Annotated in this window: 14 protein-coding genes and 1 pseudogene; 9 read left to right on the forward strand and 6 right to left on the reverse strand. The window is 43.9% G+C overall.

Annotated features, from left to right (window positions below; genetic code table 11):
• Positions 1-77 precede the first annotated feature (77 nt).
• Together ACHOLT_RS01465 and argF are read right to left on the reverse strand one after the other, a co-directional pair.
• A complete protein-coding gene (locus ACHOLT_RS01465; protein WP_425805302.1) occupies positions 78-1286 on the reverse strand; it encodes an argininosuccinate synthase in 1209 nt (402 codons plus the stop codon).
• Positions 1287-1393: 107 nt separating this feature from the next.
• Positions 1394-2335, reverse strand: coding sequence for an ornithine carbamoyltransferase (gene argF / locus ACHOLT_RS01470; RefSeq protein ID WP_425805303.1), 942 nt, complete (start codon positions 2333-2335; stop codon positions 1394-1396).
• 228 nt (positions 2336-2563) lie between these two features.
• Here argF and ACHOLT_RS01475 point away from each other — a divergent pair, with 228 nt between their 5' ends.
• From ACHOLT_RS01475 to ACHOLT_RS01515, 9 genes and pseudogenes are all read left to right on the forward strand, one after another.
• Positions 2564-3565, forward strand: a complete 1002-nt coding sequence (locus ACHOLT_RS01475; RefSeq protein ID WP_425805305.1) for a zinc ribbon domain-containing protein — start codon at positions 2564-2566, stop codon at positions 3563-3565.
• Positions 3566-3729: 164 nt separating this feature from the next.
• Complete coding sequence (locus tag ACHOLT_RS01480; RefSeq protein ID WP_425807843.1) at positions 3730-4581, forward strand: SPFH domain-containing protein; 852 nt, start codon at positions 3730-3732, stop codon at positions 4579-4581.
• A gap of 50 nt (positions 4582-4631) precedes the next feature.
• On the forward strand, positions 4632-4829 hold the full coding sequence (locus ACHOLT_RS01485) for a hypothetical protein (protein WP_425805307.1): 198 nt from the start codon (positions 4632-4634) through the stop codon (positions 4827-4829).
• A gap of 26 nt (positions 4830-4855) precedes the next feature.
• A complete protein-coding gene (locus tag ACHOLT_RS01490) occupies positions 4856-5491 on the forward strand; it encodes a GOLPH3/VPS74 family protein (RefSeq protein ID WP_425805309.1) in 636 nt (211 codons plus the stop codon).
• Positions 5492-5684: 193 nt separating this feature from the next.
• Positions 5685-6341, forward strand: coding sequence for a gamma-glutamyl-gamma-aminobutyrate hydrolase family protein (locus tag ACHOLT_RS01495; protein ID WP_425805311.1), 657 nt, complete (start codon positions 5685-5687; stop codon positions 6339-6341).
• A gap of 211 nt (positions 6342-6552) precedes the next feature.
• Positions 6553-7017: an HTH domain-containing protein gene (locus tag ACHOLT_RS01500; protein WP_425802494.1), complete on the forward strand. Its 465-nt coding sequence runs from the start codon at positions 6553-6555 to the stop codon at positions 7015-7017.
• Positions 6966-7634 carry an IS3 family transposase gene (locus ACHOLT_RS01505; protein WP_425802491.1) on the forward strand — a complete coding sequence of 223 codons (669 nt, stop codon included), beginning with the start codon at positions 6966-6968 and terminating at the stop codon, positions 7632-7634. Before ACHOLT_RS01500 ends, ACHOLT_RS01505 begins: the two co-directional genes overlap by 52 nt.
• A 529-nt stretch (positions 7635-8163) precedes the next feature.
• Entirely contained in the window at positions 8164-9702 is a 1539-nt protein-coding gene (gene ltrA, locus ACHOLT_RS01510; protein WP_425802489.1) for a group II intron reverse transcriptase/maturase, read from the forward strand.
• 37 nt (positions 9703-9739) lie between these two features.
• Positions 9740-10024, forward strand: a pseudogene (locus ACHOLT_RS01515) (IS3 family transposase); the annotation flags it as partial.
• 381 nt (positions 10025-10405) lie between these two features.
• On the opposite strand, the gene ACHOLT_RS01520 reads toward ACHOLT_RS01515, so the two are convergent.
• The 4 genes from ACHOLT_RS01520 to carA form a co-directional block, all read right to left on the reverse strand.
• Positions 10406-10609, reverse strand: coding sequence for a hypothetical protein (locus tag ACHOLT_RS01520; RefSeq protein WP_425802487.1), 204 nt, complete (start codon positions 10607-10609; stop codon positions 10406-10408).
• Positions 10610-10828: 219 nt separating this feature from the next.
• The gene (locus ACHOLT_RS01525; protein WP_425805312.1) at positions 10829-11764 is read right to left on the reverse strand and encodes a DMT family transporter; all 936 of its coding nucleotides are present in this window, start codon (positions 11762-11764) and stop codon (positions 10829-10831) included.
• Between the two features lie 184 nt (positions 11765-11948).
• Positions 11949-15146 carry a carbamoyl-phosphate synthase large subunit gene (carB, locus tag ACHOLT_RS01530; protein WP_425805314.1) on the reverse strand — a complete coding sequence of 1066 codons (3198 nt, stop codon included), beginning with the start codon at positions 15144-15146 and terminating at the stop codon, positions 11949-11951.
• Positions 15136-16248, reverse strand: coding sequence for a glutamine-hydrolyzing carbamoyl-phosphate synthase small subunit (gene carA / locus ACHOLT_RS01535; protein ID WP_425805315.1), 1113 nt, complete (start codon positions 16246-16248; stop codon positions 15136-15138). Before carA ends, carB begins: the two co-directional genes overlap by 11 nt.
• Positions 16249-16321: the final 73 nt, after the last annotated feature.

Raw genomic sequence — 16321 nt, forward strand, 5'->3', positions numbered from 1 at the left:
AAGATAAGTGAAAGCGCCCGTATGGGGCGCTTGTTTTCATCCATCTAGAGTTTGTAATATCCGCTATTTTTCATCCGCTATTTTTTCAGTCCTGATTTCTTCTCCATTAAGGCTCTAACTTTTAAAGGAAGCCCAAACAAGTTTATAAACCCTTCAGCATCCTTCTGATTATAAACTCCGTCACGTCCGAAGGTAGCAAACTCTTCATTATAAAGGGAATACGGAGATTTCGTTCCTGCTAAACTGCAATTTCCTTTGTAAAGCTTCAGGCGAACGGTTCCAGTCACATTCTTCTGGGTCACATTAACAAAAGCATCTAAAGCTTCACGGAGCGGTGAATACCAAACGCCGTCATAAACGAGTTCAGCATATTTTAGAGCAATTTGTTCTTTGTAATGAAGGGTTAAGCGATCTAAGGTCAAATGCTCCAAAGCTTGATGGGCGGTATAAAGAATGGTTCCGCCGGGGGTTTCATATACACCGCGGGATTTCATCCCAACCAGGCGGTTTTCCACCATGTCAACGATGCCGATTCCATGCTTCCCGCCCAGAACATTTAAAGCTTCAATGAACTTAACCGGCGGGAGTTTTTTCCCGTTTAAGCTGACCGGAATCCCTTCGACAAACTCTAATTCAAGATACTCCGGCTTGTCCGGAGCTTCTTCAGGAGAAACGCCTAAAAGATAGAGATCTTTTTTAGGCTCATTCCACGGATCCTCGAGATCTCCGCCCTCGTGGCTTAAGTGCCAGAGATTGCGGTCCATGCTGTAGGGACGATCCTTCGTAACCGGAACCGGAATTCCCCGCTTTTGCGCATAATCAATCGCATCTTCACGGGATTTGATATCCCAAATCCGCCAAGGGGCAATAATTTCAATATTCGGATTCAGCGCCTTCACACTGAGTTCAAAACGGACTTGGTCATTTCCTTTCCCTGTCGCGCCATGGGCAATGGCAACTGCACCTTCTTTTTCTGCAATTTCAACAAGGCGGCGGGCGATAAGGGGACGGGCAAAGGAAGTACCGAGCAGATATTTCCCTTCATAAACCGCACCCGCTTTTAACGTTGGGTAAATGAAATCGGTAATAAATTCTTCCTGCAAGTCTTCTATATAAAGTTTGCTCGCTCCGCTTTTAATGGCTTTTTCATTCAGGGGTTCGAGTTCTTCTCCCTGTCCAAGATCAGCAGCCATCGCGATAACTTCATAGCCATAGTTTTCTTTAAGCCAGGGAATAATAATTGACGTATCCAATCCACCGGAATATGCAAGAACAACCTTTTTCATTAAGATTTCTTCCTTCCTCATCGTTTTCAGGCACATATATACCTTTTTACTTCTGCTACTAATATACCTATTCTCAAGTCAATATACAATCCCGGAAATGAGAAGCATTACATGAGTAAGGCTAAAATTGCTTTATGGGCATGGAGACGGTTTTCAGCCTCATCAAATACCACGGACTGCGGTCCTTCAAGTACGTCTTCCGTAATTTCTTCTCCACGGTGCGCCGGCAGACAATGCATAACAATAGCATCCTTATGTGCCGCTTTAAGCGACTGATCATTGATTTGATATCCAACAAATGCTTTTGCCCGAACGGCCGCTTCTTCTTCCTGACCCATACTCGCCCAAACATCCGTATAGAGAACATCCGCATCCTTAGCTGCAGCAATAGGGTCCTCAACAATTTCAATCAAGCCTCCGCCCTTTTGGGCAGCAGCCTGAGCTTGGGCAAAAACCTCAGGATCCGGACGATAACCGGCTGGGCTGGCAATGACAATATGCAGACCAAGCTTCGCAATATTCATTAAGGAATGAGCCATGTTGTTTCCATCCCCGATAAAGCTTAGTTTTAAGCCTGCTAAACGCTGTTTATGCTCTTGAATCGTCAACAAATCAGCTAGAACCTGCGTAGGATGGAAAAGGTCGGTCAGCCCATTGATAACAGGCACATCGGAATACTCTGCTAAATCAATAACATCCTGATGGCTGTGTGTCCGAATCATGATCCCGTCAACCATCCGTGAAAGGACACGAGCCGTATCTTTGATCGGTTCGCCACGGCCAATTTGAATATCACGATTGCTTAGAAATAGGGCATGTCCTCCAAGCTGCAGCATTCCAACCTCAAACGAAACCCGAGTTCGTGTCGAGGATTTCGTAAAAATCATGGCTAAATTCTTTCCTTGAAGAATCGGATGAGGAACTCCCGCTTTCGTTTCCTCTTTCAATTCCTTCGCGACTTTTAACATATATAGAATCTCATCTGACGTATAATCCTTAAGGGTAATATAATCCCGTCCTTGAAATCCTTCTTTATTTAATACAGCCATTTTGATTACCCTCCTTTTTATTAATACTGAATTATTATACTTATATATGCATAATAATTCAATAGGTTTGTCCCTATTTATTCAAGATTCTTCTGTATAATGCCACATAGCGAAATATAAGCTTTTAAAAAAGAAATGAATATTCAAGGAAAAAACTTATAAGTATATGGAGATGCCTCGTTAAACATTTAAAATCAAAACTTCATAAAAGAAAAGGAGGAATTCTTCTTGCGCTGGTCAGATCGAATCAAGCTTGCCCTCGAAACCTTTAAACGTACAGCCCTCCCGTTATACATTTGGTATTTCATCTTCGCTTTCGTTGGAGTCGGATTAGTCCTTGCCGGATCTATACCCTTTTTAGCACCTATAATCCGCTTAAAAGGAACCCTCTCCAGCCCCTTTCTCAACCCTAACGTACCGATGCCCCCTGGTCGCGGCTTTTCAAGCGGTTCATCTCCCTTTGGTCATAGTATATCCCCTTACTCAGATCAAGCTCCTTATATATTCCTTATCCTTATAATCCTCTTCTTTCTTGCCTGGATTGTATCTTCCGCATTCATCACCGGAATGTTCAATCTTACCCAAAAGGGATTCCATGAAAAAGTATCTTTTCGTGATTTTCGCTTTTCAGGAATCCCTCGCACTTTAGGCTGGTACGGAATTTTGACCCTAGTCAGCTTATTATTAATCGTTGCTGGAATTATCGGCGCCCTTGCGCTTAAGAGAATGACGTACCTTCTCCCATTCTTTGCGGTTCTCTATGTTCTATCTTTAATTGCACTCGGCATCTTTTTAGCACCCTGGCTTTCTACCTCTGCCTTTTATATGCTTAATCATCGCGAACTCAGCTTTACACGCTCCCTGAGCAGCAGCTGGGATTTTTATCGGCAAAACATGGGTTCCTTATGGCTGCTTTTCATTACCCTGATTGGAATTCAAGTCCTTCTCTCACTTATCAATCAAGCCTCGCAGGCGCTCGGTATTTTTACAGCCCTGATTGTCGGACCCTTTACAGCAATTCTTCCTATTGTTTGGATCCTATCTCTGGAGGAAGAACAAAATCAGCATAACACAAATTCCATTCCTTCTTCTATTTCTCCATCTGCTCCAGATTTCCCTTCATCCTCAGAGGCTTCATCATCACAAACTCCTCTTACTTCCCCACCGGAAAATCAAGATCCTCCCTTAGAGGATGAACCCGAAACCCCACCTACTGATACCAATAATTAACGCTATAATTATGTACCTCCTGCCCTTCAGCCGGGAGGTTTTTTTTCACCCATCAGCAAATACAAATTTCCATATTTATAGATTTAAACTGTTTACATATATTATATACAGTGATATCATATTAGTATCATATTGATCTTAAGTTTAAACAACTAAAGGGGGTTATTACTACGAAAGAAACAAAAGCATGGACTCTCAACGGCTATTTTATCCTCATTTTGATCCTTGCTTTACTGGGAACAGGAGCAGTCCTAATTGCAAAACTCAATCTTTTTAGCATCGCCTTATTGCTCCTAGGCATTATTCTATTAACAGGAATCCAGGTCGTTCAGCCTAACAAAGCCTACGCTGTTACGTTTTTTGGCAGCTATATCGGTACGATCCGCGAACCCGGATTTTGGTTTACTCTTCCCTTCTCTATGCGTAAAGCAGTATCTCTCAGAGTCCGCAACTTTAACAGCAAAACCCTAAAGGTCAATGATACGGAAGGTAATCCGGTAGAAATTGCTGCTGTTGTTGTATTCCGAGTCGTTGATACCGCTAAAGCTATTTTTGATGTCGATAAATATGAACAATTCGTTGAAATTCAAAGTGAAACCGCTCTTCGTCATGTCGCCAGCCAGTATCCCTATGATACCTTTGATACAGGAATAACAGGCTATTCCTTGCGTGGCAACGGCGAGGAGGTTGCTCAAGAGCTGGCTCAAGAACTTCAACAACGGCTTTCACTCGCAGGTGTGGAGGTTTCGGAAGCGCGTTTGACTCATTTAGCCTATTCCACAGAAATAGCAGGATCGATGCTGCAGCGCCAACAAGCGAGTGCTATCCTTGCCGCCCGGCAAATTATTGTCGATGGAGCAATGGGCATGGTGCAAATGGCCATTGAACGTCTTGAAAAGGAAAATGTCGTTAATCTTGATGAAGAGCGCAAGGCTGCTATGATAAACAACCTGCTCGTCGCAATTGTTTCTGACCGTTCAGCTCAGCCTGTTATCAACACGGGCTCACTTTACTAAAACATTGCTTATCCTTTCGAAACTTAGACTTAGACAGGTGTTGATACAGAATGGGCAAGAAACAATTTGCTCTGCGTCTCGATCCTAAGCTATATTCTGCATTAGAGAAATGGGCAAATGATGAATTTAGAAGTGTCAATGCCCACATCGAGTTTTTGCTCCGTGAAGCAGTTCGTCGTACAGGCCGGCTTAATATAAAGAACACGTCAGAAGAAGGAATTGATTCGGAGTCCCAAAACATCGAGTAATCCAGTATCTTGAGGAGCGGATATTCATGCTTAATCTTTTAGAAGAGTTATTACTCCTATGCATCCACGAGGAAAAAGGAACAATTTCCTTTAATGCCTCCACAAAAATTGACGTTTGCCTTGCCGGCGCCCTCCTCATGGAGTTAGAGCTTCTTCATCGTGTAAAGGCTAACAAAAAGGCTGTTGAAATCACCGACCGTACCCCAACCGGCAATCTCCACCTCGATTCCCTTCTCAAGCTTATTGATAATTCAAAGCGTCTTCGTTCTCCTGCCCATTGGATAACAAAGGTTAAAGGAATGTTTAAGCATCTCCGCCGGGAATGTTTAGAACACCTTGCCGATAACGGATTTCTGCAGGAAGAGGAACGTCAAGTCTTCTTGTTTTTTAATTTAACAGTCTATCCTTTACTGGATGACCGTCCTAAAAAAGAAATACGCGATCAAATCCGCCTCGTGATTCTCCGCGGAGAAACCCCAAGTCCCCGAACCGCTCATCTTATCACCCTAGTTCATGCCTGTGGCCTAACATCTACTCTTTTTGATAAAGAAGAACGAAGAGACGCCCGCAAAAAGATCAAAGCAATGGTTAAGGAGGACCCCCTCGCTCAAGCGATCATTCAGACAATTCAGGGAGCAAATGCAGCTGCTTATTCTGGCTAACCATTTAGGGCATAGAAATTAAATCGATATTTACCCCTATATAGCAGAGCCAGCAGATTTTTAAGCAATCTGCTGGTTTTTCTACTAAAGGAAATTATGCATATTAATTGACTAGTAATTTACGAATAACCAGGTCTATAATATTTAAAAAAAAAGTGATTTTCGCTTATGCAGATGGAGCTGGGATAATAAAATGACACGACCATTGATAGGAATCGTCCCCTTATACGACGACGACAAAGAAAGTTACTGGATGTTACCCGGTTATATGAAAGGAATTGAAGAAGCCGGCGGAATTCCCGTCATGCTTCCTTTGACAACTCATATTGAAGTAATTGAGCAGCTTGCTCATACTTTTGACGGTTTTCTAATGACTGGAGGGCATGATGTTGACCCTCAACTATACGGCGAAAATCCTCAAGAATTTTGCGGAAATATATGCAAAGAACGAGATCATATGGAGGAAATTCTTTTAAACAAAGCTCTACAGTTTGATAAACCCGTATTGGGAATCTGCCGTGGAATTCAATTAGTAAATGTCTTGTTAGGCGGTACACTTTATCAGGATATTCCATCACAGTTCGAAACAGATACCCCAATCAACCATGCACAAAAACCGCCTTATGACATACCTATACATCGCATTAATATTGAAAAGGGAACTCCGTTTTATAATATTTTGAAATCTGAGTCCATAATGGTAAACAGTTATCATCATCAAGGAATCAAAAAACTATCACCGCAATTACGCTGTGCAGCTAAGGCAGTGGATGATTTAATCGAGGCCGTCTACATGCCGGAAAAAAGCTTTGTTGTAGCCGTACAATGGCACCCGGAATTTTGTTATTAGATTGATAAAAATAACTTTAAATTACTTGTTTCCTTTATTCAGTCGTGCTTAAAGCTAAATGATCATGCATTGGGATAGCAGGGCATAAATATATACAGGAAGCTCACTTAAAAATGTACCCTGTAAAATGGACAGCAAAAAAGAGGCATCATGCCGAACTTTTTATGACTCTGTTTTACAGGGGCATTTTTTGTTATGCTGACTATGTGGAGTGGATGAAAAGATGGGAACAAATCGTTTTACAGAGGAACAGCAGGCAATGCTGCGGCAGAATCCATATGTAGTCAAGGTAAGTGAAACATCGATTACATATTCGGTTGACTTTAAAGAACGATTCTATCGTGAATATAAGGCTGGAAATATGCCTTCTGCTATTTTACGAGGGATGGGTTTTGATCCTCGTGTGTTGGGGAAAAAGCGGATTGACCGTTTTGTTGGAAATGTTAGTAAGTACGAGGCGCACAACGAAGATTTTCATGACCGGCGTAAAGATAGTACTGGTCGTCCAAGAACAAAAGACCTGACGTCCGAGGAGAAAATATCTCGCTTAGAGCATCAGGTTCAGTATTTAAAACAAGAGAATGAATTTCTAAAAAAAATCAACTTTTTAGAAAAGAAGGCACAATGGGAAGCCAAGCGGCGCCAGCAGAAAAATACAAGATCATCCAAAAAATGACCCGACGGGATAATAACTTTTTGAACATAACATGGCTGTGCAAATATGCCGGCGTTTCCCGTTCCGGATACTACCGTTGGCTGAAGGCTGCAGATGTGAGAACTGCACAATATGAACAGGACAAGAAAGACTTTGAGGTGATTCTGGCGGCTTACCAGTTCCGCGGTTATGACAAAGGAGTCCGAGGTATCTACATGCGACTGCTGCACCAGGGAATCCGTATGAACCGAAAGAAAATCTCGCGGCTGATGAAAAAGTTTGGACTGAAATGCACGATTCGGAAAGCAAATCCATACCGACGTATGGCAAAAGCTTTGAGAACCAGCAATGTAGCCGATAATCTTGTTAACCGTGAGTTCGAGGAACACGGCCCAAGGGCCATACTTTTAACAGATATTACTTACATGTTCTACCGCAACAGCCAGAAAGCGTATCTCTCAACAATTTTAGATGCCTGCACCAAGCAGGTGTTGGCATATGTAGTTAGCAACTCTTTGGAAGTGGACTTTGTATTAGAAACGGTCAATCATCTGATCCAAGAACACGGAATTTCTTTGAACAAGGAAACCATTATCCATTCAGATCAGGGCTGCCATGTGCGACAAGAAGTCGCATGATATATTGCCTAAAGGCTACCCCATCCATTCGGGGTAACTCTATTGTGACTAGCGTAGATGGTAACGTCTGGGTTAGAAAGCTCACAAGACAATGTGGAAGTCCGAGTAGCCTAAAGCTGGGATAACTGCTAGAGTAAGAAAGCTATGGAGAACGTAAAGTGAATCACTGTAGGAATCGTTACGCTGGAGGAAGCGAAATAGGCTGAAACGCTTCGACCAAAATGGTAAGGAGTCGAGCAAAGGCGAACTGATAAACCAATGCGAATGGATGAAGAACTCCCGGTTTAAAGGTGGCTCCTAAGGCTTTCACAATTATGTATCATGCGGAACTTGGTAAACCCTATATGCTCCTCACAAGAATGAGGTATCCAACCGCAAGGGAAAGAAACGGCATAGAGGGCAGAAGAAAAGGATAAAAAGCAAACGCTACTTTTGTAATGAAAGAAGATAGGGGTTCAAACTTTGCCCTAACTCGAAAGAGTGCTGACTTATCCTATGGTATTTCTTGGCAGAGACGGAAGGTAAACTTATGAATTTTAGTAATTCAACGACGGATAAAACCGAGAGACTAAAAGACAGAAACACACTTGCCAGTCAATGGGAGTCCATTGATTGGATGCAGGTGCAAAATGAAGTTAATAGGCTACAAACCAGAATTGCCAAGGCAACAGTGAAGGGCGACAAAAACAAAGTCAAAAGATTACAGTACTTACTAACACACTCATTCTATGCCAAAGCTCAGGCTGTAAAGAAAGTAACCTCGAATAAGGGAAAGAACACCTCTGGGGTAGACAAAAAACTATGGTCAACTGCAGCTTCAAAGATGAAGGCTGTATTAGCACTTACGGATAAACACTACAAAGCAAAACCCCTTAGGCGAGTCTTCATTGAAAAGAAAGGCAAGAACAAGAAACGACCGTTGGGAATCCCCACTATGTATGATAGGGCCATGCAAACACTCTATGCGCTAGCACTCGAACCCGTAGCTGAAACTACAGGCGACACTACATCTTTTGGTTTTCGTAAAGGAAGAAGCACTAAAGATGCCTGTGAACAGATATTTTGCGTACTAGCTAGGCAATGTTCTCCGACATGGATATTAGAAGGAGACATCAAAGGATGTTTTGACAACATCAACCATGGCTGGCTACAACAGAATATTCCGATGGACAAAAAAGTAATGAAGCAATTTCTAAAATCAGGGTTCATATACGAGGGCAACTTATTTCCTACAAACACAGGTTCACCACAAGGAGGAGCCATCTCAAGCCTATATGCAAACATAACGTTAGATGGTCTTGAAAAGTTAATTCAAGACAAATACCATCGAAATTCAAAGGGTAAAATAGAAAATCACTATCGGGCCAAAACCAAAGTAAATCTGGTGCGATACGCTGATGACTTTATCATTACCGCAAATACAAAAGAAATAGCAGAAGAACTGAAAGAAACTGTTAGTCAATTCCTAGAAAATCGCGGGCTAACTCTATCCGAAGAGAAAACAATGATTACGCATATAGATGACGGCTTCGACTTTCTTGGCTGGACATTTCGAAAGTTTAAAGGAAAATTGATTGTCAAACCATCAAAGAATTCCATCAAAGCCCTGACACGGAAATGCGCTACTATCATTCTGAAAGAAGGCAAAGCGGCGAGTCAGTCTGAAATAATTCGAAGGCTTAATCAAATCATTAGAGGGTGGACTAACTATCATAGACATGTCGTGGCAAGTCAAACTTTTTCTTACATCAATAACACTCTCTATCTTCTCTTGCAACAATGGGCAAAACATCGCCACCCCAACAAAAATAAATGGTGGCGACTAAACAAATATTGGCACGAAAAGAATGGGAAGAGATGGCTGTTCATGACGGATGAATACAGTCTCATCAATCTAAGAAGGATAGATATCGTCCGTCACCCTAAATTAAAGATATCTCAAAATCCCTTTATAGACGAAGAATACTTTACAAAGAGAAAAATGAAACTAGCCTCACTGATTGCCGCCAGAAATGGTAAAGAAATGCTTGAGCCGTATGAGCGGGAAACTCTCACGTACGGTTCTTAGACGAGGGAAAGGGAGTAATCCCTTTTCTTTAGTCGATTATACCAGCATATCATTCCAGGCCTTGCTCAAGGACAAAGAACTGCGTCAGTCTATGTCAAGGCGAGGGAATTGTTGGGACAACGCGCCTCAGGAGTCCTTCTTTGGCCATATGAAAGATGAAATCCACCTGGAAGGCTGCAATACATTCGAAGAATTAACGGTCATTATTGAAGACTATATGGATTACTACAACAATGATCGCTACCAATGGGATTTAGCCAAGCTGTCACCAAACCAGTACGAAAAATATCTCCGGACTGGAAATTATCCTATTCATGTGTAGATCGGATTTAATACAGGGCACTATGAGCGATTGTTCCAGCGAGTGAGAGCCACCGTTCCGTTTTACGAAGCCAGTATTCGGAAACAGCGAAACCACTCTGGGGTAGACTTGACATGGGACCCTACGACGGATGCTTCAATGGGTCGAGGGCTGTGGCTCAAATGATGTATTCCTTTGGGGTAAGCCCCATCCCTTTAATCTAGGGTAGCATCCGCCGCCCCCATATCAAGTCTTATTTTGAGTCATAAAGCAGGCTGTTAAGCAATGTCTTCTCAATAGATTTACCAAGGCTCTATGTCTCCGGAACTATGGCTCAATTTTTCCATACAAGCGGCTCACTGTATTCCGGAACGACGGCTCTTTCGCATCGGTATATTAAGATCAAAACGGTATTTCTTCCGGAATAGAGATGCCATGTATGCGACACAGTGATTCTAATAACTCTATTTTTTTATTTGCTTCATCCAGAGAACTCTTCACTGACCAGTAATCACTGCGGAGCTGTTCGAAAAAGTCTTCTAACTGCTCGTATTCTTTTTTGAAGTTTTGCTTTGATGAGCGAAATCTTTTTACAGTAGCTTTCATAATGTTTATAGATATGCGGATATATTTAACGCTGGCAGTCATATCGAAGTGATATAACTGCCAGCGTTTGCTTGCATATCTCCTCCGTAAAACCCATTTAAGCAGTTTCACAGAGATTTTATAGGCCCTTTTTTTAAATTGTCCTTGACATGGGGGGCACTTTACTTAAAACAAAGCGAGCTTCCTCTATTTAATAGATCCAATTTGCGAATGATTATATTACTCTGCAACACCGGAAGAAGAACACACATGATTTACACTGTTCTCAGCTTGAACCGTGGCCGAAGTCGAAGAAGATCTTTGTGTCGCCAAAATTGCACCCAGAATGGTGATAATCCCCCCGAGCAGCGAAATTCCTGATATTACTTCTTTTAAAAGGAAAATGCCTAGAATAACCGTGCACACAGGGATAAGGTTAAGATAGGGAGCCGCTTTGCTTGCCCCAAGAATTTTAACTCCCAAATTCCACGCGTAAAAGGCACCTACAGACGCTAAAGTACTGACATAGGCTACTGCCAACCAGGCGCTCCCTGTCATATGAATCATATCCAAGCGAACCGTTCCAATACAGCTCAGCGCACTGAAAAGCGTACCGTAAAAAGCAGCCCCAGCCGTCATGATGAGCGGATCCGTGTTTTTCCCAAACTTCCTGCCAAAGACAGTATAGAGAGCCCAGGCCCAGCCGGCAAGGATCGTTTCAAGACCTCCGATCCAAGATCCTGAAGCAACACCACTGCCTTGCTTGCCTAGAAATAAGATAATCACACCTGCCAACGAAATAAAAGTACCCAGCCAGGACTTAAACGAAATGTGCTCTTTAAGTAACAGAAAGGAAAACATCAGTATAGCCACCGGCGTGCCTGCTGAAATCATTCCGGCCTGAGAAGCACTGATCAACCTTAAACCCATGTAATTTAAAGTTGAAAAACCAAATATCCCGAAAAAACCGAGGATTAAAAATTCCTTCCACATTGCAAAAATTGGAATCTTCTTTTTATTCAGGAGCAAGATTCCGAAAAGTATTACGGTGGAAATTGCCCAACGTATCGTATTTAAAAGATTCGGCGGTAAAGCAGGCCCTAAAAATCGCCCGCAAATGTAATTGCCTCCCCAAAGGATATTGGCAATTATTAATAAAATAATTCCCTTCTTCATATGAACTCCTCTCTCATACTCTCTTCTCAATCTTTCTTATTCTCTCATTTTATTCTTTCTTTATTTAATTCATCTATTTAAAGGCATACAGCCAAAGTAGGCTAGATTCGCAGGATATATCAGGATAAAAAAGGGGCAGGAACCATATTATGTGATTCCTGTCCTTTTTATTTTATCACATGCTCTAATTTATTGCTCGATATTCTTGTAATGTTAAGGCCTGAGGACTCGTATTCCCTCTAATTTCTTTAAGGGCGCGAACGACAGCTCGAGCTGTATCCATCGAGGTAAGACAAGGCACACGATGCTCAGCAGCCAAACGACGCAGGAGGTATCCTGTCCGTTCCTCAGGCCCCTTAATCGGCGTACTGAGGATAAAGGAGAATTCGCGGCGGCGAATCGCTTCTTGAAGCTCAACACTGCCTTCCCCAACCTCCTCAGCCTCTACACCGCAAAGGGCTAAGGCTTTAGCGGATTTCCCCGCAGCTTTTACCCCAAAACCTAAACGTTCAAGCTCCCGTGTTAAGGTCATCGCCTCAGGAAGATCTTTTTCGGCTACACTGACTAAAATGTTGCCTTGTTCTGGGAGAGGAACATGCGAAGCCGCAAAAGCTTTTGCCAAGGCATGGCCAAAGGTGAGATCCATTCCTAATACCTCGCCTGTAGATTTCATTTCCGGGCTGAGTGAAGTTTCGACCTTCGTCAATTTTTCAAAGGAGAAAACGGGAGCCTTCACAACCACAAAGGGAATCTCAGGGGCTAAGCCATGAGTATAACCTAAATCAGAAAGCTTTTTACCCAAGGCGACTTGTACGGCTAAGCTTACAAGCGGAATTCCCGTTACTTTGGAAATGATCGGAACCGTCCGGCTTGCCCGCGGATTGACTTCAATGATATAGACCTTTCCGCTCACGACAACAAACTGAATGTTGACAAGCCCTCTAATGTCGAGCCCTTCCGCGATTCGGCAGGTGTAATCCTGAATTTGCTGAATTTCCGCCGGAGTCAAGCCCTGGGGCGGATATACCGCGAAACTGTCTCCGGAATGAACTCCAGCCCGCTCGATATGCTCCATGATTCCCGGAATGACTGTAATTTCCCCATCCGAAACAGCATCTACTTCTACTTCTTTGCCTTCCAGATACTTATCGACAAGAATCGGATGCTCCGGAGAAAGGGTAATCGCTCGTGACAGATATTCTTCCAGTTCTTTGAGATTATCTACAACCTGCATTGCCCGGCCTCCGATAACATATGAAGGACGAACCAATACCGGGAATCCGAGTTCGTTGGCTATTTCCCTCGCTTGATCGACAGAAGTCGCAGCCCGTCCCTCTGACTGAGGAATACCGAGTTCAAGGAGAAGCTGTGCAAAACGCTCACGATCTTCCGCTGCATCGATGGCATCAACTTGTGTCCCCATAATCCTGACACCCGCTTGACTCAGCGGACCGGCGAGATTGATCGCCGTTTGGCCTCCGAACTGAACAAGAACACCGTCAGCCTTTTCCTTTTCGACAACATGCAACACATCTTCAAGGGTGAGCGGCTCAAAGTAAAGCTTATCTCCTGTATCAAAATCCGTAGAAACGGTCTCCGGGTTATTGTTGATCATGATGGATTCAACATTCGCCTTTTGCAGGGCCCAAAGTGCCTGAACAGAGCAATAGTCGAACTCAATTCCCTGTCCAATCCGAATCGGCCCGGAACCTAAGACGACGACCTTCGGGCCGGAATGCACGGCAACCTCATCTTCCTCTTCATAGCTTGAATAGTAGTAAGGAGTTGAGGAAGAAAACTCGGCGGCACAGGTGTCCACCGTCTTATAAACAGGACGGATTCCTTCCTGATAACGCAGCAGACGGATTTCCTCTTCTTTCTTTTGGGTTAAGCGACCGATCGATTTATCGGAAAACCCTAGTTTTTTAGCCAAGCCCAGAAGTTCTGAGGTAAGCGATTCCTGGCTTAAGCGCTGTTCTAAAGCGACCAAATCCTTGATTTTATGCAGGAAGAAGGAATCCATTTTCGTCAGCATTTGAACTTCAAGAATGGTCCAGTCCCGGCGGAAAGCTTCAGCGACTGCAAAAAAGCGTTCATGATCAGCTTCCGACAATTTATCTTCAATCTCAATCTCTGTCCAGCGTGCAGCATCAGGAATACGCAGTCCGACAGCCCCGATCTCCAGAGAACGAATCGCCTTGAGCCAAGCTCCTTCGAGCGTTCTCTCCAGAGCCATAACCTCACCCGTTGCCTTCATCTGGGTTCCCAGGCGGTTATCGGCGGCAGGAAACTTGTCAAACGGCCAGCGCGGGAACTTAACAACGACATAATCCAAAGCAGGCTCAAAACAAGCGCTCGTATGACCCGTTACCGGGTTTTGCAGTTCAGGCAGCGTAAAGCCTACGGCAATTAAAGCAGCCATTTTGGCAATAGGATAACCCGTTGCTTTTGAGGCAAGCGCACTTGAACGGCTGACCCGAGGATTGACTTCAATAACCACATACTCTCGGCTTGCGGGGTTAAGAGCATATTGAACATTGCAGCCACCATTGACACCTAGGGTACGAATAATTTTCAAAGACGATGCCCGCAGCATTTGATACTCGACATCAGTCAAGGTCTGCGAAGGGGCGACAACGATACTGTCTCCCGTATGGATTCCTACGGGATCGATATTTTCCATATTACAAACCGTAATGCAGTTATCCGCGTCGTCCCGCATCACTTCATATTCGATTTCTTTCCAACCGGCTACACTTCGCTCCAGCAAACATTGATGAATGGGGCTCGCTTGTAATCCCAATTGTAAAATCTCGCGAAGCTGGCGTTCATTCTTCGCTATGCCCCCGCCCGTTCCACCAAGCGTATAGGCAGGACGAATGATCACCGGATAGCCAATGCGCCCAGTGAATTCCAGTCCTTCTTCAATCGTTGTCACAATCGAACTGTCAGCAACCGGTTCGCCGATCGCAAGCATTGTCTCTTTAAACGCTTCCCGGTCCTCTGCTTTGTAGATCGTTTCCGCATTGCATCCGATCAGGGCAACGCCATAGTGTTCAAGAACCCCTTGTTTTTCGAGTTCCATCGCTAAATTTAAGCCTGTCTGTCCGCCTAAAGTCGGAAGAAGCGCATCAGGCTTTTCCTTAGCGAGAATGACTTCCAGCCGTTCAGGAAGCAGAGGCTCAAGATAAATCTTATCGGCCATATGCACGTCTGTCATAATCGTAGCAGGGTTGCTGTTCACGAGGACGACTTCCAGTCCGACCTCTTTTAAAGCTTTACAGGCCTGTGTTCCGGCGTAGTCGAATTCAGCCGCTTGCCCAATGACGATCGGCCCGGAACCAATGACCAATACTTTTTTCCAAGCCGAATTAAGAGGCATGATGAGTCCTTCTTTCTTCCATTAATTCTGCAAATTGATCAAATAAATAGAGGGAATCACTCGGTCCCGGTCCTGCCTCCGGATGATATTGAACTGAAAAAATGGGGAGGCTGTTGTGTTCTACGCCTTCAACCGTCTGATCGTTTAAATTGCGATGGGTCACTTTAAGCGGTGTTTCCTTTAAGCTTTGCTCGGCCACAGCATAGCCATGATTTTGCGACGTTATCGTGACTTTTTGGGTTTGTAAATCTTGAACCGGCTGGTTTCCTCCGCGATGCCCATATTTTAGCTTATAGGTATCTCCGCCCAAAGCCAATGTCAAGAGCTGGTGTCCTAAGCAAATCCCAAAAATGGGAAGCTGGCCTACCAGCTTAGCAATCGTCTCAATCCCTTGGCTCACAACCTTTGGATCTCCGGGACCATTCGAGAGAAAGACTCCATCCGGTCGATAATCTAAAATCTCCTCCGCTGAGGTGGAGTAAGGAACAACCGTTAAGTCAAAACCCTTTTCCTGCATCGCCCTCAGAATATTTTCCTTGATACCAAAATCCATGACGACAACGTGAAAGGGATTTTGCGGGCCTTCCTCATTGTCCTTGGCAGAACTCAGTGTATAGACCTCTTTCGTGCTGACCTCGGCCACAACTTCAGGAGACACTTCCCATTCCCGAAGACGGGATGGAAGTTCATCCAGATGATCCAATTCAGTGGTGATAACTCCGCGAAGCACACCATATTCCCGTATAAGCCGTGTCAAAGCTCGAGTATCAATCCCCTTGATCCCCACAATTCCGGCTTGTTCCAATGCCTGAGAAAGCTTTTCCTCAGCTTGCCAATGGTTCGGATCACTTGCAGCTTCTTTAACAATAAAGCCCTGAACTTGAATTTTTCTCGACTGATAATCACTCGCATTAATTCCGTAATTCCCAATAAGCGGATAGGTCATACATACCATTTGTCCCGCATAGGAGGGATCGGTGAGTACCTCCTGGTACCCCGTCATTCCGGTATTAAAAACAACCTCTCCCCAGGCTTCCCCATTCATCCCGAAGGACTCACCCATAAAGATCCGTCCTGTTTCAAGGACTAAAGCTGCCTGCATCTTATTTTCCTCCCTGGGGTTAGACACCCAATTACTTTGAAAATTTGCCATATCTAATATACTTTAAGTCATT

Source organism: Desulfitobacterium nosdiversum (assembly GCF_049860565.1).
Classification (GTDB): Bacteria; Bacillota; Desulfitobacteriia; order Desulfitobacteriales; family Desulfitobacteriaceae; genus Desulfitobacterium_A; species Desulfitobacterium_A nosdiversum.